21 protein-coding genes and 1 tRNA gene are annotated in these 22621 nt (G+C 70.8%); 13 read left to right on the top strand and 9 right to left on the bottom strand.

Features of this window, described 5'->3' with window-relative positions; all coding sequences use genetic code 11:
* Positions 1 to 7: 7 nt before the first annotated feature.
* Positions 8 to 130: a hypothetical protein gene (locus ME121_RS33855; RefSeq protein ID WP_012320721.1), complete on the bottom strand. Its 123-nt coding sequence runs from the start codon at positions 128 to 130 to the stop codon at positions 8 to 10.
* A gap of 19 nt (positions 131 to 149) precedes the next feature.
* A complete protein-coding gene (locus ME121_RS19745; RefSeq protein WP_085985359.1) occupies positions 150 to 1355 on the bottom strand; it encodes an ABC transporter substrate-binding protein in 1206 nt (401 codons plus the stop codon).
* A 281-nt stretch (positions 1356 to 1636) separates the two neighbouring features.
* On the opposite strand from ME121_RS19745, the gene cpaB reads away from it, so the two are divergent.
* The 7 genes from cpaB to ME121_RS19780 all read left to right on the top strand — a co-directional run bounded on the left by cpaB (position 1637) and on the right by ME121_RS19780 (position 9693).
* On the top strand, positions 1637 to 2452 hold the full coding sequence (gene cpaB, locus ME121_RS19750; protein ID WP_024829123.1) for a Flp pilus assembly protein CpaB: 816 nt from the start codon (positions 1637 to 1639) through the stop codon (positions 2450 to 2452).
* A 5-nt stretch (positions 2453 to 2457) separates the two neighbouring features.
* Positions 2458 to 4098 (top strand): type II and III secretion system protein family protein, encoded by a 1641-nt coding sequence (locus tag ME121_RS19755; protein ID WP_029359323.1) that lies wholly within the window; start codon positions 2458 to 2460, stop codon positions 4096 to 4098.
* 37 nt (positions 4099 to 4135) lie between these two features.
* Positions 4136 to 4879 carry a CpaD family pilus assembly protein gene (locus ME121_RS19760; RefSeq protein ID WP_029359322.1) on the top strand — a complete coding sequence of 248 codons (744 nt, stop codon included), beginning with the start codon at positions 4136 to 4138 and terminating at the stop codon, positions 4877 to 4879.
* A 78-nt stretch (positions 4880 to 4957) separates the two neighbouring features.
* Positions 4958 to 6202, top strand: coding sequence for a CpaE/TadZ family protein (locus ME121_RS19765; RefSeq protein ID WP_012320726.1), 1245 nt, complete (start codon positions 4958 to 4960; stop codon positions 6200 to 6202).
* A gap of 57 nt (positions 6203 to 6259) precedes the next feature.
* The gene (locus ME121_RS19770; protein WP_012320727.1) at positions 6260 to 7702 is read left to right on the top strand and encodes a TadA family conjugal transfer-associated ATPase; all 1443 of its coding nucleotides are present in this window, start codon (positions 6260 to 6262) and stop codon (positions 7700 to 7702) included.
* 4 nt (positions 7703 to 7706) lie between these two features.
* Positions 7707 to 8684, top strand: a complete 978-nt coding sequence (locus ME121_RS19775; RefSeq protein WP_012320728.1) for a type II secretion system F family protein — start codon at positions 7707 to 7709, stop codon at positions 8682 to 8684.
* A gap of 31 nt (positions 8685 to 8715) precedes the next feature.
* Positions 8716 to 9693 carry a type II secretion system F family protein gene (locus tag ME121_RS19780; protein ID WP_012320729.1) on the top strand — a complete coding sequence of 326 codons (978 nt, stop codon included), beginning with the start codon at positions 8716 to 8718 and terminating at the stop codon, positions 9691 to 9693.
* Positions 9694 to 9742: 49 nt separating this feature from the next.
* On the opposite strand, the gene ME121_RS19785 is transcribed toward ME121_RS19780, so the two are convergent.
* Entirely contained in the window at positions 9743 to 9976 is a 234-nt protein-coding gene (locus ME121_RS19785; RefSeq protein WP_020095642.1) for a GcrA family cell cycle regulator, read from the bottom strand.
* Between the two features lie 411 nt (positions 9977 to 10387).
* Between ME121_RS19785 and sseA the strand changes: the two genes are divergently transcribed.
* Positions 10388 to 11233, top strand: a complete 846-nt coding sequence (gene sseA, locus ME121_RS19790) for a 3-mercaptopyruvate sulfurtransferase (protein ID WP_024829120.1) — start codon at positions 10388 to 10390, stop codon at positions 11231 to 11233.
* 127 nt (positions 11234 to 11360) lie between these two features.
* Positions 11361 to 11849 carry a hypothetical protein gene (locus tag ME121_RS19795; RefSeq protein ID WP_012320732.1) on the top strand — a complete coding sequence of 163 codons (489 nt, stop codon included), beginning with the start codon at positions 11361 to 11363 and terminating at the stop codon, positions 11847 to 11849.
* Between the two features lie 64 nt (positions 11850 to 11913).
* Here the strand turns inward: ME121_RS19795 and ME121_RS19800 are convergent, their stop codons facing one another.
* The 4 genes from ME121_RS19800 to ME121_RS19815 are packed head-to-tail and all read right to left on the bottom strand — an operon-like array spanning position 11914 to position 15153.
* Complete coding sequence (locus ME121_RS19800) at positions 11914 to 12738, bottom strand: FTR1 family iron permease (protein ID WP_012320733.1); 825 nt, start codon at positions 12736 to 12738, stop codon at positions 11914 to 11916.
* A 53-nt stretch (positions 12739 to 12791) separates the two neighbouring features.
* Positions 12792 to 14225 carry a 4Fe-4S binding protein gene (locus ME121_RS19805; protein ID WP_012320734.1) on the bottom strand — a complete coding sequence of 478 codons (1434 nt, stop codon included), beginning with the start codon at positions 14223 to 14225 and terminating at the stop codon, positions 12792 to 12794.
* Positions 14222 to 14572: a cupredoxin domain-containing protein gene (locus ME121_RS19810; RefSeq protein WP_024829118.1), complete on the bottom strand. Its 351-nt coding sequence runs from the start codon at positions 14570 to 14572 to the stop codon at positions 14222 to 14224. Before ME121_RS19810 ends, ME121_RS19805 begins: the two co-directional genes overlap by 4 nt.
* A gap of 17 nt (positions 14573 to 14589) precedes the next feature.
* Positions 14590 to 15153 carry an iron transporter gene (locus tag ME121_RS19815; RefSeq protein WP_041372370.1) on the bottom strand — a complete coding sequence of 188 codons (564 nt, stop codon included), beginning with the start codon at positions 15151 to 15153 and terminating at the stop codon, positions 14590 to 14592.
* A gap of 353 nt (positions 15154 to 15506) precedes the next feature.
* Between ME121_RS19815 and ME121_RS19820 the strand changes: the two genes are divergently transcribed.
* A complete protein-coding gene (locus ME121_RS19820; protein ID WP_059409480.1) occupies positions 15507 to 17633 on the top strand; it encodes a carbohydrate porin in 2127 nt (708 codons plus the stop codon).
* Between the two features lie 34 nt (positions 17634 to 17667).
* Here the strand turns inward: ME121_RS19820 and lipB are convergent, their stop codons facing one another.
* The gene (gene lipB / locus ME121_RS19825) at positions 17668 to 18399 is read right to left on the bottom strand and encodes a lipoyl(octanoyl) transferase LipB (protein ID WP_059409481.1); all 732 of its coding nucleotides are present in this window, start codon (positions 18397 to 18399) and stop codon (positions 17668 to 17670) included.
* A 116-nt stretch (positions 18400 to 18515) separates the two neighbouring features.
* Here lipB and ME121_RS19830 point away from each other — a divergent pair, with 116 nt between their 5' ends.
* Complete coding sequence (locus ME121_RS19830) at positions 18516 to 18821, top strand: FliM/FliN family flagellar motor switch protein (RefSeq protein WP_020095633.1); 306 nt, start codon at positions 18516 to 18518, stop codon at positions 18819 to 18821.
* Between the two features lie 118 nt (positions 18822 to 18939).
* A tRNA-Leu gene (locus tag ME121_RS19835) sits at positions 18940 to 19024 on the top strand.
* A gap of 215 nt (positions 19025 to 19239) precedes the next feature.
* Here the strand turns inward: ME121_RS19835 and ME121_RS19840 are convergent.
* A complete protein-coding gene (locus tag ME121_RS19840; RefSeq protein WP_059409482.1) occupies positions 19240 to 20217 on the bottom strand; it encodes a helix-turn-helix domain-containing protein in 978 nt (325 codons plus the stop codon).
* 452 nt (positions 20218 to 20669) lie between these two features.
* On the opposite strand from ME121_RS19840, the gene ME121_RS19845 reads away from it, so the two are divergent.
* Positions 20670 to 22613, top strand: coding sequence for an OPT family oligopeptide transporter (locus tag ME121_RS19845; protein ID WP_059409483.1), 1944 nt, complete (start codon positions 20670 to 20672; stop codon positions 22611 to 22613).
* Positions 22614 to 22621 lie beyond the last annotated feature (8 nt).

Genomic DNA, 22621 nt, shown 5'->3' on the forward strand with positions numbered 1-22621 from the left:
CGGCGTCCTATCGGCGGCCCGCGAGCGCCGTCGTCTCCGCGAGCGGAGCGAGACGCCTGAGCAGCGCCACGCTCTCCGAGGCCGCGTAGCGCTCAGTCGCCTCGCTGCGCTCGCGATGACGGAGGGGCATCTGCGCCCCTCCCTCGTCCCTACTTCGCCGCCGTCAGCGGGCAGCCGCTCTCGGCCGGGGTGGCGAAGGCCTCCTTGCCGGGGATGGTCGAGATCAGCTTGTAGAGGTCCCACGGACCCTTCGACTCGGCCGGCTTCTTCACCTCGAACAGGTACATGTCGTGGACCATGCGGCCGTTCGGCTGCACGATCCCGCCATGGGCGAAGACGTCGTCCACCGGCAGTTCCTTGAGCTTGGCGTTGACCGCGTCGGTCTCGTCGGTGCCGGCCGCCTTGACGGCCTTCAGGTAGGACAGGACCGCCGAGTAGGTGCCGGCCTGGATCATGTTGGGCATCCGGCCGGTGCGCTTCATGTAGCGCTGGCCGAAGGCGCGGGTCTCGTCGTTGGCGTCCCAGTACCAGCCCTCGGTGAGCGTCAGGCCCTGGGCGACCTTGAGTCCGAGCCCGTGCACCTCCGAGAGGGTGAACAGCAGGGCCGCGAGCTTCTGCCCGCCCTCGACGATGCCGTACTCGGCCGCCTGCTTGATCGCGTTCGAGGTGTCGAGGCCGGCATTGGCGAGCCCGATCACCTTGGCCTTCGAGCCCTGCGCCTGGAGCAGGAAGGACGAGAAGTCCTGGTTCGAGAGCGGGTGCCGGACGCTGCCCAGCACCTTGCCGCCGTTGGCGATCACCACCTTGCTGGTGTCGGCCTCCAGCGCCGAGCCGAAGGCGTAGTCGGCGGTGAGGAAGAACCACGTGTTGCCGCCCGCCCGGGTCAGCGCGCCGCCAGTGCCCACCGCCAGCGCCCGCGTGTCGAACGCCCAGTGGTAGCCGTACGGCGTGCAGGCCTTGCCGGTGAGGTCGCTGGTCGCCGCCCCGGTGGTGATGGTGATCTTCTTCTTCTCCTTGGACAGGCCCTGGACCGCCAGCGCCACCGAGGAGGTGGTCAGCTCCATGATCGCGTCGACCCCGTCGCGGTCGTACCATTGCCGGGCGATCGCCGAGGCGATGTCGGGCTTGTTCTGATGGTCGGCCGTGAGGATCTCGATCGGCACGCTGCCGATCTTGCCGCCCATGTCCTCCACCGCCATGCGGGCGGCCTCGACCGAGCCCTGGCCGCCGTACTCGGCGTAGAGGCCGGACTGGTCGTTGAGGATGCCGATCCGTATCGCGTTGTCCGAGAAGCTTCCCTGCGCGGCCGCCGGGGCGGAGCCGAGCGCGGTCCCCGCGAGGGCGGTCGCCAGCACCGCGCCGCCGATTGTCCTGATCATGTCTCCCCCCGGTTCGCCCGAGTGCCCGCTTCTGAGGCGGTTCCGGCGGCACGATAGGGGACGACCCGGCGCTGCGCCACGGCCGAGGTCGAGCGGAGGCTGAAGGATTCCGCGGATTGTGACGCGGTTCCGGTCGCCCCGTTTCCGGACCGGCGACAACGGCAGAGGTTATAATACCTTAACCATAATTACACGAATCCCCGCGCAGGTTCCGGTCATGGACGGCAATCCGGCCGTCTCCGGCGCGTGGCGATGCGATGAACCCAGCCCGTTTCGCCGTCCTCGGTATCGCCCTCGCGGCGGGGACCGGGGCGGCCTTCCTGATGAGCGGCGGCGACCCGCCACCGCCGCCACCGCCGCCGGCGGCCGAGGCGCCGCCGCAGCCGACGACCGACGTGCTCGTGGCCGCCATCGACATGCCCATGGGCCAGGTGCTCCGGGCCGCGGACCTGCGCTGGCAGCCCTGGCCGGACGGCGCCGTGGCCAACGGCTACATGACCCGCAAGATCAACCCCAAGGCCCTCGAGGAGACCGTGGGCGCGTCCGTGCGCTCGGGCTTCCTGACGGGCGAGCCGATCCGCGCCCAGAAGCTGGTGCGCCCGGAGAGCGGCTTCATGGCGGCGATCCTGCCGCCCGGCATGCGCGCGGTCGCCATCGTCACCGACAGCCGCGGCACCAACTCGGCCGGCGGCTTCATCCTGCCGAACGACCGCGTCGACGTGATCCGCACCTTCCGCGACGAGTCCAATTCGCGGGCCAACAACAGCGACGTGCAGCTCTCCCAGACGATCCTGACCGACATCCGCGTCCTGGCGATCGGTCAGCTGGTCCAGGAGAAGAACGGCACCAACGTCGTCACCGGCGAGACCGCGACGCTGGCCGTCACGCCCGCGCAGGCCGAGACCCTGGCCCTCGCCCAGAAGGTCGGCGCCCTGACCCTCTCCCTGCGCAGCCTCGCCGATGCCGGGCGGCCGCCCGAAGCCACGCCGCTGGCCGACGCGTCCGCCGCGCAGATGCCCGAACCCGCCCTGACCGTGGTGCGCTTCGGCGTCGCGCGGCAGCAGACGCCGTGACCGCCATGATCGCTCCTCCGCCCGCTTCGCTGCCCGACGCCCGCCCGCCGCGGCGCTCCGACCGCGGCCCGCGCCGCCGCTCGGCCGGCGCCCTCGCCCTGCTGGCCGCCCTGAGCGGGCCGGCCTCCGCCCAGGACCGCCAGACCTTCGGTCCCGCACCGGTCCTGACGGTCGGGGCCGCGGAAGCCAACACCACCCGGCGGGTCGAGCTGACCGCCGGCCGCTCCGTCATCGTCGATCTGCCGCGGGACGCCAAGGAGGTGTTCGTGGCCAACCCCGCGGTGGCCAACGCGGTGGTGCGCTCGACCCGCAAGGTCTTCGTGATCGGCATGGCCGACGGCGCGACCTCGATCTTCATCATGGATGCCGAGGGCCGCCAGATCGCCGCCCTCGACGTGACGGTGGCGCGGGACCTCAACCTCGGGACCCTGCGCGAGCTGCTCAGCCAGAGCATCCCGGGCGGGCGCTTCGACGTGCGCTCCTCGGGTGCCTCGGTGCTCCTGTCGGGGGCGGTCAACTCCTCGTCGGACGCGCAGCAGGCGATCGACATCGCCAACGCCTTCGTGGGCCTGGGCGGCGGCGGGGCCGCCGGGCCGGCCGGGGCGGCCAGCGGCGGTGTCGCCGCCGGGTCGCGGGGCGCGGTGATCAACAATCTCACGATCCGCAACAAGGATCAGGTGATGCTCCGCGTCACCGTGGTCGAAGTGTCCCGCAACGTCGTGAAGCAGTTCGGCATCAACATGACCGGCAACTGGGCGGCGCTGAACCCGGTCGGGAACCTGGGGCAGACGCTCGTGAACGGCGGGACCGCGGCGGCCACGCAGGTTCCGGCGATGAACCCGAACGTGATCACCAACAACCTGCCCTTCCCGATCAACACGAACACGCCGAGCGGAAACCTGATCCAGGCCTCCGTGCAGGGGGGCGGCTTCTCGCTCCAGGCGACCCTGAAGGCGTTCGAGCAGGCCGGCGTCTCGCGCATCCTGGCCGAGCCGACGCTGACCGCCATCTCGGGCGAGGCCGCCAAGTTCCTGGCCGGCGGCGAGTTCGCGGTCCCGGCCTCGGCGACCTGCGCGGTCGGCGGCGTCTGCTCGCCCGGCATCACCTACAAGCCCTACGGCGTCGCCCTGTCGTTCACCCCGACGGTGCTGGCCGACAACCGGATCTCGATCCGCGTCGCCACGGACGTGACCGAGATCGATACCCAACAGAGCTTCAGCTACGTCATCGGCAACACCTCGGTCGCGGTGCCGGGCACCCGGGTGCGCCGCTCAGAGACCACCGTCGAGCTGCCCTCCGGCGGCGTGATGATGACCGCCGGCCTGCTCCAGCAGTTCAACAAGCAGGCGATCGCCGGCCTGCCCGGCCTGATCAACCTCCCGATCCTCGGCGCGCTGTTCCGCTCCCGCGATTACCAGCGCCAGGAGACCGAGCTGATGATCATGTGCACGCCCTACATCGCCCGGCCGATGGAGCCGAAGCAGGTCAGCCGGCCCGACGACAACTTCGTCGACGCCAGCGACGGGCAGACGGTGCTGCTCGGCCAGATCAACCGCATCTACGGCAAGGTCGCCCCGCCCGGCGCGACCGCCGCGGCGCCGCTCGGCCGCGCCTACCGCGGCCGCGTCGGCTTCATCGTCGAGTAGCGCCCCGCAGCCCCGCCGCGCCCCCAGGATCGGACCCATGACCGGACGTCACACGCCCGCCCTGCCCCGCCGCGCCGCGAGCGTGCTCGCCGCCTGCGCGCTGGGCACCCTCGCGGCGGCCTGCAAGAGCGATCCCGCCACGACCGGCGGCATCGACATAACGGATTACCGCGCGCGCCACCCGATCGTGCTGACCGACGGGACCCGCAGCCTCGACGTGTTCCCCACCGGCACGGGTCATCTGGACCCGCGCCAGGCGACCGATGTCGACGCCTTCATGCTGGAATACCGGCGCTACGGCCGCGGAAGCCTGCTGATGCAGGTGCCCCAGGGCGTCCCGGCCGACCAGATCGTCGCCGTGGAGCGGACCGCGTCGGTGCTGGGCCGGCTCGGCACGCAGAACGGCGTCAACGGCCGCGAGATCACCGTCACCGGCTACGCGGTGGCCGCGCCGACCCTCGCCTCGCCGATCCGTCTGAGCTTCCAGCGCATGCAGGCCAAGGTGGCCGACGCCTGCGGCCTCTGGCCCCAGGACCTCGGGACCAGCAATTTCGCGATCGACTACAACAACCGGCCGAGCTGGAACCTGGGCTGCGCCACGCAGTCCAACGTAGCCGCCCAGGTCGCCGACCCGGTCGACCTCGTGCGCGGCCGGCCCGAGGGCCGCATCGACACGGTCAAGCGGGTCCGGGACATTGGCCAGTTGCGGGATGGCAAGGATCCGTCAACCACATGGCGGCAAGATGGGCAGACCGCCGTGAAGTCCCAGGTCACGAACTGAGACAGCCGGCGTCGGGGATGGGCAGCCCCGCCGCCGACCGCAACGCCGCGCCCCGCACGCGAACCCGAAAGCGCCGTCATGGCAGAGCTGTCCGAGACGACCGAGCGCACGATCGCCCCGGTGCCCCGGATCACCATCCAGGCATTCTGCGAGACCGGCGAGACCGCGGCGATGATCGAGGGCGCGGCCCTCGACCGGCGCATGCAGAAGGCGCAGGTCAAGGTGCGGATGGGCGGCGGGGCCGCCGCGATCGAGGCCTACCGGCACGCGCCGACGCCCAACGTCATCCTCATCGAGGTCCAGGGCGCGCGCTCGAAGCCGATCGAGTGCCTCGACGCCCTGGCCGAGGTCTGCGACGAGGGCACCCGCGTCCTGGTGATCGGCCACGTCAATGACGTGATGCTCTACCGGCAGCTGATCCAGCGCGGGGTGTCCGACTATCTGATGGCGCCGGTCGAGCCCCTGACGCTCATCGCGGCGATCTCCGACCTGTTCACGGCCCCGGGCGTGAAGCCTGTGGGACGGACCGTGGCGGTCTACGGCGTCAAGGGCGGCATCGGCGCCTCGACCGTGGCGCACAATTTCGCGTGGTCCGTGGCCCGGAGTCAGGGCGTCCAGACGGTGATCGCCGATCTCGACATCGCCTTCGGCACCGCCTCGCTCAACTTCAACCAGGATCCGCCCCAGGGCATCGCCGAGGCGGTGTTCGCGCCCGAGCGCCTGGATTCCGCCCTGGTCGAGCGGCTGCTGTCCAAGTGCAGCGACAACCTGAGCCTGCTCTCGGCCCCGGCCAGCCTGGACCGGACCATCGACCTGTCCGAGCCGGCCTTCGACACTCTGATCGAGCACATGCGGGCGAGCGTGCCCTGCGTGGTCCTGGACATCCCGCACCAGTGGAACGCGTGGTCGAAGCGGGTTCTCACGGCGGCCGACGAGATCCTGATCGTGGCCGGGCCCGACCTCGCCTGCCTGCGCAACGCCAAGAACCTCCTCGGCGCGCTGAAGCACGGCCGCCCGAACGACCAGCCGCCCCGCATCGTGCTGAACGGCGTCGGCGTGCCCAAGCGGCCCGAGATCGGCACCGCCGAGTTCGCCAAGGCCCTGGAGGCTCCGGTCGCCCTGACGATCCCGTTCGAGCCGACCCTGTTCGGCACGGCGGCCAACAATGGCCAGATGATCGCCGAGATCCAGGCGGGCTCGAAGGTGGCGGAGCTGTTCAACGATCTGGCGGCCATGACCCTCGGGCGCCCCGAGAGCCGGCGCGGCCGTCCGAGCCTGCTGGAGCCGCTGCTCGCCAAGCTTTCCGGCCGCAAGGCATCCTGATGGGGACGCGATCCTTCGCCCGGCAGGCGCCGCGGGTCAGCGTCGGGGATCTGACCCATGTTCGGTAGGCGTCAATCCGGCGGCGCGTCGGCGGCGCCCCCGCCGATCCCGCAGGCGCGGATCCCGGCGCCGGCCACGCCTGTGCTGCGCGACGCGCCGGCGGCGGCCTCGCGCCCGGCACCGGCGGCCCCGGTCGTCGTCGAGACCGCGCGCTCGGAGGATTACTACCGCACGAAGAGCCTGATCTTCGGCGCCCTGATCGAGGCGATCGACCTGACGCAGCTCTCGCGCCTCGACGCCGAGACCGCGCGCGAGGAGATCCGCGACATCGTCACGGAGATCATCGGGCTCAAGAACATCGTCCTGTCGATCTCCGAGCAGGAGGAGCTGCTCGACGACATCTGCAACGACGTGCTGGGCTACGGTCCCCTGGAGCCGCTGCTCGCCCGCGACGATATCGCCGACATCATGGTCAACGGCGCCCACCGGACCTTCATCGAGGTCGGGGGCAAGATCCAGCTGACCAGTGTGCGGTTCCGCGACAACCAGCAGCTGATGAACATCTGTCAGCGGATCGTCAGCCAGGTCGGGCGCCGCGTCGACGACGCCTCGCCGATCTGCGACGCGCGCCTGCCGGACGGATCCCGCGTCAACGTCATCGCGCCGCCCCTGGCGATCGACGGCCCGGCGCTCACCATCCGCAAGTTCAAGAAGGACAAGCTGACCCTGGAGCAGCTCGTGCGCTTCGGGGCGATCTCGCCCGAGGGCGCCGAGGTCCTGAAGATCATCGGCCAGTCGCGCTGCAACGTGGTCATCTCGGGCGGCACCGGCTCGGGCAAGACGACGCTGCTCAACTGCCTCACGGCCTTCATCGAGCACGACGAGCGGGTCATCACCTGCGAGGACGCGGCCGAGCTGCAGCTCCAGCAGCCCCACGTGGTGCGCCTGGAGACGCGGCCGCCCAACATGGAGGGCCAGGGCCAGGTCACCATGCGCGACCTCGTGAAGAACTGCCTGCGCATGCGTCCCGAGCGGATCATCGTCGGTGAGGTGCGCGGACCGGAGGCCTTCGACCTGCTCCAGGCGATGAACACCGGCCACGACGGCTCGATGGGCACGCTCCACGCCAACAGCCCGCGCGAGTGCCTGTCGCGTATCGAGTCGATGATCTCGATGGGCGGCTTCTCGCTGCCCTCGCGGACCCTGCGCGAGATGATCTGCGGCTCGATCGACGTCGTGATCCAGGCCATGCGCCTGCGCGACGGCTCCCGGCGCATCACCCACATCACCGAGGTTCTCGGCATGGAGGGCGACGTCATCACCACGCAGGACGTGTTCCTCTACGACATCGTCGGCGAGGACGCGAACGGCAAGCTGATCGGGCGCCACCGCTCGACCGGCGTCGGCCGGCCGAAATTCTGGGAGCGCGCCCGCTACTACGGCCTGGAACAGCGGCTCGGCGAGGCGCTCGACGCTGCCGAGGTCATCGACCGGAACTGAGCCGATGGCGGACGCCTCCAACCTGCCGATCGCCGCCGGCCTCGTCGGCATCGCGGTCGCCGCCGTCGCCTACGTGGCGGTCCTGCCCCTGCTCGGCGGCGAGCGCCGGGCCAACAAGCGCCTGAAGTCGATCAGCGTCTCGGCCTCGGGAGCGGCGACCCGGGGCGTGGCGGTCAACCGACGCGAGCAGGTCGCCAAGACGCTGAGCGAGATCGAGGCGAAGGCCAAGGGCGCCTCGAAGGCCAGCGTCGAGCTGAAGCTCGCCCGCGCGGGCCTCGGATGGACGAAGCAGACCTTCTACGGGATGTCGGCCCTGAGCGGCGTCGTCTTCGGCCTCCTGCTCTTCGTCATCACCGACAACGCCCTGGCGGCGCTCGGCGCCGCCTTCGCGGGCGGCTTCGGCCTCCCGGCCTATCTGCTGCGCCACCTGCGGCTCAAGCGCATCGCGAAATTCAACAAGGAGCTGCCCAACGCCGTCGACGTGGTGGTCCGCGGCATCCGCACCGGCATCCCGGTGGGCGACTGCTTCCGCATGGTCTCGCGCGAGGCCGAGGAGCCGGTGCGCAGCGAGTTCCGGACCGTGGTCGAGACCCAGGCGATGGGCCTGTCCCTCGGCGAGGCCTGCACCCGCCTGTTCGAGCGGGTGCCCACCGCCGAGGTGAACTTCTTCGCCATCGTGATCAACATCCAGCAGCAATCGGGCGGCAACCTCTCCGAGGCGCTGAACAACCTGTCCACGGTGCTGCGCGACCGCGCCAAGATGCGCGGCAAGGTCCAGGCGATGAGCATGGAGGCCAAGGCCTCGGCCTCGATCATCGCCTGCCTGCCCTTCGCGGTGGCGGGCATCACCGCCCTCACCAGCCCCGACTACATCTCGCTGCTCTGGACCACCGATACGGGCAAGATCGCCCTGGTCGGCGCGGCGATCTGGATGTCCATCGGCATCTTCACGATCAAGAAGATGATCGCCTTCGAGTTCTAGGCGCGGTGCGCCGTCTTCCGGATCCCGCCCGATGATCGACGCCATCGCCGAGAAGCTGTTCGATCCGCGCTTCATGGGCACGGTCCTGGCCGCCGTCGCGGCGGCCGCGACCGCCTACGCGGTGGCGCAGCCCTTCCTGGAGACCGACCGGCTCGGCAAGCGGATGAAGCTCGTCAGCGACGAGCGCGAGCAGATCCGGCGGCGCGAGCGGCTGAGCGCGGAGCGGACCGGCAACCGGGCGACGCTGCGCACGGAGCCGAAGGCCTACATGAAGTCCATCGTCGAGCGGTACCAGCTGCGCCGCTGGCTCGGCACGGACACCGCCAAGCGCAAGCTGATGCAGGCGGGCTATCGCGGCCAGGGGGCGGAGACGGCGTTCCTGTTCTTCCGCCTCGTCGTGCCGGTGGTCGCGGTGATCGCGGCCCTGTTCTACCTGTTCGTGCTGGAGGTGCTCGACGCCTCGTACCTCATGCGGTTCGGGCTGGTGATCGGCGCGGCCTACATGGGCATCAAGGCGCCGGAGCTGTTCCTGGTGAACACCGCCAAGAAGCGCCAGACCGAGATCCGCAAGGCGTGGCCCGACGCCCTCGACCTCACGCTGATCTGCGTGGAATCCGGCATGGCGATCGAGAACGCGTTCCGGAAGGTGAGCACCGAGATCGCCACGTCCTCGGTCGTGCTGGCCGAGGAACTCGCGCTGATGACCGCCGAGATGTCGTTCCTGCCCGACCGGCGCCAGGCCTACGAGAACCTCGTGATGCGCACCGGGCTCGAGCCGGTGAAATCCGTGGCCACGGCGCTGATCCAGGCCGAGCGCTACGGCACGCCGGTGGGTCAGGCACTGCGCGTGCTGAGCCAGGAGAGCCGCGACATGCGCATGAACGAGGCCGAGAAGAAGGCGGCCGGGCTTCCGCCGAAGCTCACCGTCCCGATGATCCTGTTCTTCCTGCCCGTGCTGTTCGTGGTCATCATCACCCCGGCGGTCATCCAGATCATGCGGACGCAGTGACGGCCGGCATGGTCCAGGGGATACGACAGGGGATACGGCAGGACCGGCCTCAGCGGATGCGGCCGGGGCGGGTCGGCTCGAACACGATGCGGCGGTGATAGGCGCACCAGCTCTTGCCGTCGGACACGGGGGCGCCGCAGCAGACGGCGCGGTCGTTCGGCTCACCGATGATGTACTTGCACACGAAGGCGCCGGACTGAGCGAAGGGCACGCGCAGGTCGGCCGAGGGCTCCTCGACGGTCTCGGCGTCGCCGATCTGGGACATGCGTACGAGTTGATTCATGGTATCGATCGGCTCAATAAGCATCCTGCACGGTGGGTCGGGCGCCCGGGCAGACAGGGAAGGTTTGAACGCATCTCGTTCAGGCGACGGCCCCGTTTCGCGTCCGCGAGCGGAGCGTCCGGGGCGGCCAACACGATGCCGGCCGTACGGCCGACGCGATTGGCGTCATCATGGTGTCGTAACTGGGGTTACGGCTCTTTAAAACAAGACCAGCCTGCGCTGGATGCATCGGACCACGGTGCAGGATGCGTAGCTCCGTGTTCCCACGCGCGCTCGATTGGCATCGGCCGGCATCGGCGCGGCTGACGAATCCGCTCGAACGCCGCCGCCCCGCGGCGGCCCGGACGTGCAACGCGCTGCGACCTGTGGTTCTGTGAGCCCGCAACGCGAACAGAGCCGGATCCGCCGACCATGGCCCAAGCGCCCCTCGTGTCACCCGAATGGCTGCACGACCGCCTCGCGGCCCCCGACATCGTCGTGCTCGACACCTCCTGGTACCTCCCGGCCGCGGGCCGCGATCCCGAGGCCGAGTTCCGCGCGGCCCACATCCCCGGCGCCCGCCGCTTCGATCTCGACGCCATGAGCGACACCGAGTCGAACCTGCCGCACATGCTCCCGCGGCCCGAGGTGTTCGCGGCGCGGATGCGCGCGCTCGGTATCGGCGACGGCATGCAGATCGTGGTCTACGACGGACAGGGGCTGTTCTCGGCCCCGCGGGTCTGGTGGATGCTCAAGGCCTTCGGCGTGCGCGACGCGCTGGTCCTGGACGGCGGCCTGCCGGCCTGGGTGGCGGCGGGCTACCCGACCGAGGAGGGCGAGCCGCGCCCGCACGAGCGCCGGCACTTCACCGCTCGCCTCGACCACGGCGCCGTGGCGGACGCGGACGACGTCGCCCGGGCCCTCGAGACCGGCTCGGCGCAGGTGGTCGATGCCCGCTCGGGCACGCGGTTCCGCGGCGAGGAGCCGGAGCCCCGCCCCGGTGTCCGGCCGGGGCACATGCCCGGCGCCCGCAACCTGCACTACGCGGCCCTCCAGCGCGACGGCCGGATGAAGAGCCCCGAGGAGCTGCAGGCCGTCTTCGCCGAGAACGGCGTCGATCCGGACCGGCCGATCGTGACCACCTGCGGCTCCGGCGTGACCGCGGCGATCATCGCGCTGGCGCTGGAGACCATGGGCCGCCCCGCCCGGGGCCTCTACGACGGCTCCTGGTCGGAATGGGGCGCCGACCCGGCCCGGGCGGTCGCGACGGGTTCCTGAGAGGCAGCCTCCCGAACCGGCCCGGCGGCCCGTCCGCTCGGGGCTGGTCACGCGTCGCCTTGAATGCTCCGTGATCGATTTCGATATATCGAATGCGCCTGCGGTTGGGCGCTCTACGGAGAAAATCATGCCGCTTCACGACACCACCGCCTTCTCGGGCACCGTCGGGCACGTCTTCGCCCATCGCTTCACCGTCGAGGCCGACGGTGAGACCCATCTCGCTGACCTCGGCCCGAAAGGCGTGGCCGCCTTCCCGATCGCGCACGGGCTGCGGGTGACTCTCGAGGGCGAACGCCGTCCCTCCGAGATCAAGGTCACGCGGATCTCGGCGGAGGGCCGGGATCCTGTGGAGATCCATCACAAGAAGCCCCACCACCCACACGGGCCGAAACGGGCGGAGGCGCGGGCGGAGGCCTCGGCCGATCCCGCGCGCGCTCTCGCGGCGGTCGCCTCCGCGGGCTGGGCGGTCATGGACGCGCCGCGGCGCAAGCCGAAGCATTTCGAGGTCCTGGGTCGCCGACCCGACGGGGCGGCAACGGAGCTGCACGTCGATTTCGCCGGCACGATCTACCGGGAGAAACCGGCCGATCCCACCAAGTGGACTGCGCAGGGCTGAGGACGGCCACACGGTTTCCTCCGCCGCGCCGACGGTCGGTGCGGCGGAGGTCGCTTGACGTTCCCTACGCCGCCCGCACCGCGCGGCGCTTGTCGGTGGCGCTCCACTGCATCAGGCCGACCATGACCGCGATGGTGGCGATGTAGACCAGCCCCTGGAGGGCGGTCGGCCGGTCGGTGTAGCCGACCAGCGCGTGCAGGACGCGGCCCGGCCAGGAATTCTCGGCGATCACGGCGGAGCTGTTCCAGAGGGTGTGGCCGAGGACGTCCACCACACCGGCATTGGCCAGGAACTGCGCCGCCTGCGCGGCGAGGCCGGCCGCGAGGAAGATGATCAGGACACTGGTCACCGAGAAGACGTAGCGGCTCGGGATCGAGGCGAGCCCGAGATAGGTCACGGCCGAGAGGAGCGCGCCCGCACCGATGCCGGCGACCGCCCCGAACTGGATGTCCGCGCCCGAGGTGCCCGAGGCCACGAGGCCGTAGAGGAACAGGACCAGCTCGGCCCCCTCGCGCAGGATCGCGGCGCCGATCACGATCGACAGGGCCGCCGCCTCCCGCTCGCCCGAGCGCACGGCCGCACCGGCGGCGCGCAGCTCGCCGGCCAGCTCCTTGCCGTGCTTGCTCATCCAGGTGTTGTGCCAGATCAGCAGCAGCACGGCGACGATCAGGACCGCGGCGTTCAGGATGTCCTGCCCGCTGCCCTCGAAGGCGTCGGAGATCTTCTCGGCGAACAGGGCCACCAGCGCGGCGCCCGCGAGGCCGCCGGCGATGCCGAGCAGGACCCAGCGCATCCGGCCCGGAATGCCGCGGGTCGCCGCCAGCACGATGGAGATGATGAGGCCCGCCTCGATGACTTCGCGGAAGGCGATGACGAAGGCGCCGATCATGGCGGTCTCCAGAAGTTGTGAGGTCGTGTGACGCGAGGCGCGCGAACCGCGCGCTACCAGATCCAGAACAGGAGCACCCAGTTGGCCACCGAGAGGGCGGCCGCGCCGGCGATGCAGGCCGAGGCCGCCACCCGGCGCAGGCCGCCGGCGTCGAGACCCGCCACCCGCCAGGCCAGCCAGACGCTCCACAGGCTCGCGCCGGCCAGCAGGCCCGCGCGGATCTCCGCCACGTAGGGGATCACGATGCCGTCGCCGCGCAGGAACGTCACGGTGAGCGCCGACAAGCCCAGGAAGACGCCGCAGCCCGCCACCGGGATCAGCGTCTGGGTCAGGTGGTGGAAGCGCCGGAGCGACCAGCCCCCGAGGCTCAGGGTCGCGAGCGCCACGATCCCCGACAGGGCGAGCCCGAGCACGACTGTGGCGGCGCCGATGTAGGCCAGCAGCAGCCCGCCGTCGAGGAGCGTCATGACGTCGTTGCGGTCGGGATAGTTCGTCAGCACGAACCAGGGCGCCGAGTGCTCCAGCGGCCACGTCGTCCCACGCTCGATGAGCCACGTGGCCGCCCACTGCTTGGCATCGACGTACCAGGGGCTCGAGGACCACTGGAAGGCGCCCACCGCCAGCGCCAGCATGCCGAACAGGATCAGCATGGTCTGGTCGAGGCTCGGCTCCGCGCCGGCCACGTGGACGATCTCGTGGTTGGGCGAGCGCAGGGCGAGGTGCACGGCGCCGCGATGGCCGCTGCAGCGCCCGCACATGTGGCAGGCGCCCGCGCCGCGCATGGTCTTCACCGGCACGAGGGGCGCGCAGTTGAAGGCCTCGGTGCCGCCGACCGGCTTGGGTGAGGCCGCCCAGGCGGCGCGGTCGACCTGGAAGCTCACCGGCGCGAGCTTCGACAGCACCGCGAAGACGCCGTTGACCGGGCAGAGGTAGCGGCACCAGACCCGCTTGTTGCGCCCGTACAGCAGGCCGACCACGATCGCCGCCAGCGTCGAGCCGCCGAGCACCGCGAGCACCGGCTTCGGGTAGCCGTAGACGCTGGTCATCTGGCCGTAGACGGTGGTGCCCGCGAAGGCCACGAACGGCCAGCCCTGCCAGGTGATCCAGCGCGGCACGGCGTAGCCGCGGCTCCAGCGACTCGCGAACTCGCTCAGCGCGCCCTCCGGGCAGAGCACGCCGCACCAGGCCCGCCCGACCAGCACCATGCTGACCAGCACGAACGGCCACCAGATCCCCCAGAAGGCGAACTGGGCGGCCAGCGTCAGGTTGGTCCAGATGTGGGCGGCATTGTCGGGCAGCGGCAGCAGGGCCGGGACGATCACCAGCACCGCGTAGACCGCGACGATCAGCCACTGCACGGACCGGATGATCCAGCCGTACCGGCGCAGCACGTCGCCGAACCGCGCGAGCCGCGCGTCGACCGCGGACCGGCGCGGCGTGACGCCGGCCAGGGCCAGGGAGCCGGGCGCTGTCGTGGACGCGCTCATTTGGCCACCAGGGTCGCCTTCGCTTCCGGGTGGAAATCGTCGAACACTTGGTAGGTGCCGGCATCGAGGGTGCGGAACACGATCGCCGAGGTCGAGCCCGCGGCCAGCGCCTTCTCGCGCCGGAGTTCCGTGCTCTCGAACTCCACCGGCGTCTGGCCGGTATTCGAGATCTCAAGCTTGAACCGGGTGTTGGCCGGGACCTCGATCACCGTCGGGATGATCACGCCGTCGCGCATCTCCACCTTGATGACCGGCATGTCGTCGGCCCGCGCCGGCGCGGAGGCCGACGCGGCGGCGACCAGCAGCAGCGGGATGGCTCGGACGAGGGCGCGCGGCAAGCGGGACACGATCAGCTCCGGCACTCTCAGTAGGCGCCCTTCTTGCCGACGCCCGCGAAGGTGAAGTCCTGGGTGATCTCGAAGGGCTCGAACCAGGGGCCGACACCCGTCTCCTTGTCGACGTGGCGGCCGAAATGGCTGTCCTTGCCTGGGGGCGCGACAGTGACCTTGAGACGGTAGCGACCGGGGCCGAACAGCTTGACGTTGTCGCCGTAATGCGGCCCGTCATTGGCGACCATCGGCATCAGCATGCCCGACACCGTCTGGTCGGTGGGCTTGTCGCCGTCGAGCTTCACCGCCTCGAACCGGACGTCGAGCGCCGGAACCCAGTCCCCCTCGGCGAAGCCATTGCGGTTGTCCTTGGCGGCGCGGATATCGGTCTCGAGGTGGATGTCCGACTTGGCGGCCTCGCGCATCATGCCGGGCGGATCCATCTCGATCGGCTGGAGATAGACGGCGGCGACCTCGAGGCCATTCCGCGTCACGTGCGGCCCGATCGGCACCTCCTTGGCCGTCGCGGCGCCCGCGAACGCGAGGAGCGAGGCCGCGGCGAGGCCGCGGAGAACCGGGATGATGTGCGACGCGTGCATGCGACCGCACATAATCCACCCCGCCCGAAGTTCAAACCGGAATCGCACGAGCATCAAATAATAACAATTCTAATCTGGGACGTCGTCGAGTCGGCACGACCGTATTCACACGTCTTCCCGAGAGATCGGTACGCTCACTACGTGATCTCACGCAGATGTTCGCCCCAAAATCTTGCACTGGATCTTGACGGAGCCGGCTCAGCCAGGCTCGTCATGCCAGTGCCATGCAGCGAACCGAGAATGTGGGGCGGGACGGCCACGATCTGCGCGACGCCCTGTGACTGGACTGCGCGGTGCGGCTTGCGCGACACCGGATCCCGTTTAAGCAAGTGCTATACTTTTCTGTGAGTCGGATGAGAACCCGTTCCGTGCCCCTGGTCCGCACCGCGGCGCTTGTCCTGACCGCGCCCCTCCTCGCGCCCGTCGCGGCACGGGCGGCCGACCTGTTCGCCCCGCGCCCAACCGCCCAGGCGCCGGCCTACACCGACTGGTCGGGGGGCTATGTCGGCCTGGAGGGGAGCGCCGGCGGCTCCTACGGCGCCTACAGTTTCGGCCCCACGACGATCGGCGGCCGGCCGGTCCCGCCGTTCAAGAGCGGCGATTCCACGGGCCGCAGCGATCAGGGCAAGAACGCCACGACGGCAACCGGCGGCCTGTTCGGCGGCTGGAACTGGCAGGCCGGGCCGTGGGTCTACGGCATCGAGGCCAGTCTCGACGCGGCGAATCTGAAGCGGCCGGTCCCCTCGACCATCGCGGGCTTCGGCTACGCGGACGCGACGCCGGCCTTCAACATCGTGCGCGCCAAGACCGACCTCTACGGCGCCCTCCGTGCCCGGCTGGGCTACAGCTTCGACCGCTACCTGATCTACGGCACCTTCGGGCTCGCGGGGGCGAACGCGCGCATCCTGGCGAACTATCCGGACCTCGACGCGGGCGGGCAGACCGCGGCGCGGCGGGACCTCGACTATGTCGGCTTCACCCTCGGCGCGGGCGTGCAGTACGCCATCACCGACAGCCTCGCCCTGGGGATCGACTACCGCTACATCGATCTCGGCGGCAGCCGGCGCTTCCCGCTGGGCGTTGTGCCCGGCGACGCGGGCGGGCCGGTCACGACCCGGGCGAGCTTCAACTCCAACCAGCTGTTCGCGCGGCTGATGTGGTTCCCGGACGGCCTGAAGGTCCCGCCGGACCCGGACGAGACCGCCCCGCACGACCCCGACAACGGCGATACCGGCCGCTTCTCGCTGCACGGCCAGACGACGCTGATCGCGCAGGGCGTGCCCGGCTTCCGCTCGCCCTACGAGGGCGCGCAGAGCCTGATCCCCCACCAGGCCCGGCAGACCACCACGGCCACGATCTTCCTCGGGCTCAAGCTCACCGACAGCACCGAGGTCTACTACAACCCCGAGTTCAGCCAGGGCTTCGGCCTGTCGCGGACGCTGGGCGTCGCCGGCTTCGTCAACGGCGAGGCGCAGAAGGCCGGCGCCCCCTTCCCGAAGCTGCGCTCGAACCGCTACTACGTGAAGCAGACCTTCGGGCTGGGCGGCGAGACCGTGGAGGTGCCGGACGGCCCGAACCAGGTGGCCACCCGCTACGACGCCGAGCGGATCACGCTGATCGCCGGCAAGTTCGCGCTGGGCGACTTCTTCGACGGCAACATCTACGCGCACGATCCGCGCGTGGACTTCTTCAACTGGTCGCTCTGGGGCTCGTCGGCCTGGGACTTCCCGGCCAATCTCCCGGGCTTCACGCAGGGCGTCTACGCCGAGTACAACCGGCCGGAATTCGCGATCCGCGCCGCCTACACGCAGGTGCCCAAGGAGCCGTCGAGCGACGTGCTCGACCCGCGGGTGTTCCGGCGCGCCGGGCTGAACGTTGAGTTCGAGGAGCGCCACGTCCTCCCGTGGCTGGAGCAGCCCGGCAAGATCCGCATCGGGCTGTTCTCGAATGTCGGCGTCTCGGCCAACAACCGCGACGTGGTCACCCTGACGCAGCTCGGCCTGTTCGACGACATCAATGACGCCGTCGCGGCGACCCGGCGGCCCCGCCGCAAGACCGGCGGCTACATCAACCTGGAGCAGGCGCTGACGCCCGAACTCGGGCTGTTCGCCCGGGCGAGCCTGAACGACGGGCGCACCGAGAACATCTCCTTCACCGACATCGACCAGAGCTTCTCCGGGGGCCTGTCGCTGAAGGGCAAGGCCTGGGACCGGCCCGACGACACGGTCGGCATCGGCGCCGCGATGAACGGGCTCTCGCCGTCGCACCGGGCCGCCTTCGCGGCCGGCTATCTCGGCCTGCTGATCGGGGACGGGCGCCTCAAATACGGCACCGAGCGCGCGCTGGAGACCTACTACGCCCTGAACCTCACGAAGTTCGTCACCCTGACCTTCGACTACCAGTTCATCGACAATCCCGGATACAACCGCGACCGCGGCCCGGCACACTTCTTCGCCTCGCGACTGCACGCGGATTTCTGATCGGCGCGGCCGGAGGCTTCGGCGGCGCGCCCGATCAGAAATCCGCCTCGATCGCGGTCGCACCGAAAATGTCCTCGAAGGCGGCGCGGAGCTGCATGTCGACCTCGGCCATGCTCACCGGCAGGCCCAGATCGACCAGACTCGTCACGCCGTGCTCCCGGACGCCGCACGGCACGATGCCGTCGAAATGCGCGAGGTCGGGCTCCACGTTCAGGCTGACGCCGTGGAAGCTGACCCAGCGGCGGACCCGGATGCCGATCGCCGCGATCTTGTCCTCGACGCCGGGCCCCTTCTCGGGTCGGTGCACCCAGACCCCGACCCGGTCCTCGCGGCGCTCGGCGCGGACGTTGAAGGCGGCCAGGGTCTCGATCAGCCACGCCTCCAGGCTCGCCACGTAGGCGCGCAGGTCGCGGCTGCGCCGGTCGAGGTCGAGCATCACGTAGGCCACCCGCTGGCCGGGGCCGTGATAGGTGTACTGCCCGCCCCGCCCCGTCGCGTGGACCGGGAAGCGGTCCGGCGCCACGAGATCCTCGGGCCGGGCCGACGTGCCCGCGGTGTAGAGCGGCGGGTGCTCCAGCAGCCAGACGCATTCGGGCGCCGCGCCGCGGGCGATCGCCTCCGCGCGCGCCTCCATCCAGGCGAGGGCGGCCGCGTACTCCACCGGCGCGTCGCTCACGCGCCAGCCCACCGGGCCGGCGACCGGGTCGGTGCCGGGCCGCTTCGGGAACGCGTGCGGGCTGACCGTGAGGCGGGGCGCGTTTACCAAGAGTTCACCATCCTGCGTCGATGGTCGAAGCCTTCAACACCCGCGGCCGGCGGTTGCAAGGGCTTGCTGCGAAGGCTTGCCCGGACCGGACCGGCGGCGAGACGGGATGGCGGGCGGTGGCGGTCTTCGAGACCCTGAAGGTCGATCTGACGGTGGTGCTGGGCCGCGCCCGCATGCCGCTGCACATGCTTCTGCGCATGGGCCGCGGCGCCGTGATCGAGCTGGAGGCCAGCGACAGCGACATGGTCGAGATCCTGGCCAACGACCACCCGATCGCGCGCGGGCAGATCGTGGTGACGGGCGACCGCATCTCCGTGGAGGTGACCGAGCTGATCCGCAAGGCGGCCTCGATCGTCGAGCCGGGCGTCAGCATCGGCGACGGTGCGGCGCCATTCTTGGAGGGCGGCTACGATTCCCCGTGAGTGCGCTTGTCGGCGGCCGGACGATCTGTTATCCGCTGCGCCGCGCGACACGAAAGCGGCCCCGGGTTCTCCCGCGGGGTGCGACGGTCGGGCAACCGGACCGATCTTCGCGTCCGATGCGGCCATGGCGGAATTGGTAGACGCGCTAGCTTGAGGTGCTAGTCCCGCGAGGGGTGGAGGTTCGAGTCCTCTTGGCCGCACCACATTGTTTCGGTTGCCCGGATCTGCGGCAGCCCGGATGTGGTGCAAGACAGGGCGGTACGCCGCCGATCACGACGCAGCATCATCTGAACGGACGCGCAGGGTCGGGGCTGAAGTCCCGCTCGCGCGGCGGCGCCTTCGCCGGATCGGCGGAGTCGCGAGGCCGGCCCGCGCGCCGGGGCGGGGCAGGATCGGCCGAGGCCGTCCACCGTCGCGGTCAGCGAACCGACGGAGCGCCGGAGGCCCGCAGCACGGCCGCATCCCTGTACTCGCGCGGCGTCAGGCCGTGGCAATCCTTGAACCGGCGGGAGAAGTGCGCTTGGCTCGTGAATCCGCAGCCATAGGCGAGCATCCCGATCGACAGCTGCAGGCAGGCCGGGTCCGCCAGGCGCTTGGCCGCCGCCGCCAGCCGGCGTTCCCAGATCCAGTCTGAGATGTGCTGGCCGCGCTCGTGGAACAGCTCCTGGAGGCGGCGCAGCGAGACGCCCATGACGGCCGCGAGCTGCGGCGGGTCGAGGCCCGGGTCGCCCAGATGAGCTTCGACATACGCCTTGGCGCGCTGAACGACGACGCTGCCGTGGATGGGCCGGGGCACGTCCTGCGCGAGCCGCTCGGCGAGGCTCGCCACGATCAGGTCGACTCCGATCGCCGACATGCGCTCGGCGGCGTCGGGCGTGAGCTGGTGACGCACCCGGATCAACTCCTGGATGAAGCGGGTCGCCAGCGTGGCCGAGGCGAGTTCCGCCCCGACCGACAGGCCAGTGTAGAGCCGCGTCGAGCCGAGCGCGCCCTCCAGGCGCTCCCGTGGCAGCTCCAGGAACAGGGCTTGGCTGTCCCTGTGGGTCGTCAGTACGGAGGGGCGGTGGTCGAGCACCAGCATGTCGCCGGGCCGCTGCACCGCCTCCCGGCCGTCCTGAACGCTCGTCGACAGGCCCGCGAGCTTGAACAGCACCACGACCATCCCGGCCCTGTCGTGGCGCCGGGCCGCGCTGGGCGTCGTCTCGCACTTCAGCGCGCTCTGCGTCAGGCGGGAGACGTGCAGCGCGCCGATCTCGGCGATGTCGAGCTTGCCCCGGAACGGTCCGTCGTCGAGGCGCTCGACCTCGATCGGCACGAGCCGCTCCCCCAGGAGGTCCCGCCACAGCCTGAACCCGTTCCTCGGGTGTAGCCCTTCCGTCGAGAACACAGTCTGCATGGGCAACATCTGGAGTCGCCGCCGCGATATCGGCCGGCCGCGCAGCGGTCACTCGGCCCGATCGCTAAGTATATTTCCATACATTCTCACGATCGAACGAGACATAAATACCGTCAATTCTGAAAAAATCAGGGCTTTCCGCGCAAAACAGAGGCATCCATCCGTCACAGCGCCGAGAAAAGCACGGCCCGGCAACGTCCGGAAGACGGCACCAGCGTGGACCGGTGGTCGAACCGGGTTCTCGGGAAATCCTCGGCGCGTCGGGCGCACCGCCGCCGGACGGCGACGGACAGCCAGGCAATGCCGGGCCGCGGCGCGGCCGGGATCCTTGACCGGGACGCGGCTTTGCCCGCCGCGCGGCTTCGGATACCGGCGGCTGATCGTGGGCGCGGCTGTCTTTTCTCCGGTCCTGTTCCTAGACTGGTCCGGTCCCGCAGCCGGGTCCGGTCCGCATGTCCAGCGTCCCCCAGCCCGCCGAACTGACGCTGCGCGGCATCGCCCTCGGCGGCGCGATCACGCTGATCTTCACCGCCGCCAACGTCTATCTCGGCCTCAAGGTCGGCCTGACCTTCGCCACCTCGATTCCCGCCGCCGTCATCTCCATGGCGATCCTGCGGCGCCTGCCCGGCGCCACGGTCCTGGAGAACAACATCGTCCAGACCGTCGCTTCCGCGGCCGGCACCCTGTCGGCGATCATCTTCGTGCTGCCCGGTCTGGTGATGATCGGCTGGTGGCAGGGCTTTCCGTGGCTCACCACCGCGGGCATCACCGCGACGGGGGGGATCCTCGGCGTGATGTTCTCCGTGCTCCTGCGCCGCGCCCTCGTGGTCGAGGCCGACCTGCCCTTTCCCGAGGGCCGGGCCGCCGCCGAGGTGCTGGCGGTGGGCTCCGGCAGCCGTGCCGGGGAAGCCGACAGCGCCCGCGGCCTGCGGCTCCTCGCGTGGAACGGCCTCGTCTCGGCGGCCTTCGCGGCGCTGGCCCAGACCCGGCTCGTCCTCGACAGCGCCGGCACGTGGTTCCGGGTCGGCGCGGGCGCCACCGGGATCGCCGGCAACCTGTCCTTCGCGCTGATCGGCGTCGGCCACCTCGTCGGGCCCTCGGTCGGGGCCGCGATGGCCCTGGGGCTGGCGATCGCCTGGGGCGGCCTCATCCCGCTGCTGACCGCCGCGCAGCCGATGCCGGGCGCCGGCCTGGAGGCCTGGGTCGGCGCGGTGTTCCGCCAGGACGTGCGCTTCTTCGGCGCCGGCGTGATGGGCGTCGCGGCGGTCTGGACCCTGGTGCGGATCGCCGCTCCGGTACTCGGCGGCATCCGCTCGGCGCTGGCGGCCGGGCGCGCCCGCGCGGCCGGCGCGGCGCTCGCCGTCGCGGAGCGCGACCTGCCGGTCGCCGCAGTGGTGCTGGTCTCCCTGGCCCTGCTCGCGCCGATCGGCTGGCTGCTGTGGACCGTGCTGGCCGGGACGCCGCTGGAAGGCGAGGCCCTCCCGCTGATCGCCGGCGCCCTGCTGTTCATCCTCGTGATCGGCCTCTGCGTCGCCGCCGTGACTGGCTACATGGCCGGGCTGATCGGCGCCTCGAACTCTCCCCTGTCGGGCGTCGGAATCCTCGCCGTGCTGGCGAGCGCGGCCCTTCTCCTGGGGCTGTTCGGCCGCGGGACCGATCCGGAGGGCACCCGGGCGCTGGTCGCCTACGCCCTGGCGGTCACCGGGATCGTGTTCGGCGTCGCCACCATCGCCAACGACAACCTGCAGGATCTAAAGACCGGGCAGCTCGTCGGCGCGACGCCCTGGAAGCAGCAGGTCGCCCTGGTCATCGGCGTGGCCTTCGGCTCCGTCATCATCCCACCGGTGCTGAACCTCCTCGGCACCAGCTTCGGCTTCGCGGGCGCGCCCGGGGCGGGCCCGAACGCCCTCGCGGCACCGCAGGCCGGGCTGATCTCGGCACTGGCCCGGGGCGTCCTGACCGGCGATGCCAACTGGCGGATGCTGGCCTGGGGCGCCGTCGCCGGCCTCGGCCTCGTCGGCCTGGACGCGGCTCTCGGGCGCCTGAATGTCCTGCGCCTGCCGCCGCTGGCCGTCGCCCTCGGGATCTACCTGCCGATGAAGCTGGTCCTGCCGCTGGTGGCGGGCGCCGCGATCGGCACGTTCTACGACCGCTGGGCCCGGGGGCGGCCCGATCCGGAGCTGGCCCTGCGCATGGGCACGCTCACCGCGACCGGCTCGATCGTCGGCGAGAGCCTGTGGGGCGTCGCCTTCGCGCTGATCGTCTACCTGTCGGGCAGCGACGCGCCCCTGGCGCTGCCCGGTTCGGAGGCGCAGGGCCCCGCGCTGTTCGCCGGCCTCGCGCTGTTCGCCGGCGCGACGGCGGCCCTGTACCGGACCGCGCGGCGCTCGGCCTGACCGGGCCG

It is taken from the genome of Methylobacterium sp. ME121 (genome assembly GCF_000974725.1).
In the GTDB taxonomy this organism is placed as follows: domain Bacteria; phylum Pseudomonadota; class Alphaproteobacteria; order Rhizobiales; family Beijerinckiaceae; genus Methylobacterium; species Methylobacterium radiotolerans.

Coding starts and splice junctions, on each gene's coding strand:
- ME121_RS33855 (WP_012320721.1), bottom strand. CDS start 130: ATGCCCCTCCGTCATCGCGAGCGCAGCGAGGCGACTGAGCGCTACGCG.
- cpaB (WP_024829123.1), top strand. CDS start 1,637: ATGAACCCAGCCCGTTTCGCCGTCCTCGGTATCGCCCTCGCGGCGGGG.
- ME121_RS19755 (WP_029359323.1), top strand. CDS start 2,458: ATGATCGCTCCTCCGCCCGCTTCGCTGCCCGACGCCCGCCCGCCGCGG.
- ME121_RS19760 (WP_029359322.1), top strand. CDS start 4,136: ATGACCGGACGTCACACGCCCGCCCTGCCCCGCCGCGCCGCGAGCGTG.
- ME121_RS19765 (WP_012320726.1), top strand. CDS start 4,958: ATGGCAGAGCTGTCCGAGACGACCGAGCGCACGATCGCCCCGGTGCCC.
- ME121_RS19770 (WP_012320727.1), top strand. CDS start 6,260: ATGTTCGGTAGGCGTCAATCCGGCGGCGCGTCGGCGGCGCCCCCGCCG.
- ME121_RS19775 (WP_012320728.1), top strand. CDS start 7,707: ATGGCGGACGCCTCCAACCTGCCGATCGCCGCCGGCCTCGTCGGCATC.
- ME121_RS19780 (WP_012320729.1), top strand. CDS start 8,716: ATGATCGACGCCATCGCCGAGAAGCTGTTCGATCCGCGCTTCATGGGC.
- ME121_RS19785 (WP_020095642.1), bottom strand. CDS start 9,976: ATGAATCAACTCGTACGCATGTCCCAGATCGGCGACGCCGAGACCGTC.
- sseA (WP_024829120.1), top strand. CDS start 10,388: ATGGCCCAAGCGCCCCTCGTGTCACCCGAATGGCTGCACGACCGCCTC.
- ME121_RS19795 (WP_012320732.1), top strand. CDS start 11,361: ATGCCGCTTCACGACACCACCGCCTTCTCGGGCACCGTCGGGCACGTC.
- ME121_RS19800 (WP_012320733.1), bottom strand. CDS start 12,738: ATGATCGGCGCCTTCGTCATCGCCTTCCGCGAAGTCATCGAGGCGGGC.
- ME121_RS19805 (WP_012320734.1), bottom strand. CDS start 14,225: ATGAGCGCGTCCACGACAGCGCCCGGCTCCCTGGCCCTGGCCGGCGTC.
- ME121_RS19815 (WP_041372370.1), bottom strand. CDS start 15,153: ATGCACGCGTCGCACATCATCCCGGTTCTCCGCGGCCTCGCCGCGGCC.
- ME121_RS19820 (WP_059409480.1), top strand. CDS start 15,507: ATGAGAACCCGTTCCGTGCCCCTGGTCCGCACCGCGGCGCTTGTCCTG.
- ME121_RS19840 (WP_059409482.1), bottom strand. CDS start 20,217: ATGCAGACTGTGTTCTCGACGGAAGGGCTACACCCGAGGAACGGGTTC.
- ME121_RS19845 (WP_059409483.1), top strand. CDS start 20,670: ATGTCCAGCGTCCCCCAGCCCGCCGAACTGACGCTGCGCGGCATCGCC.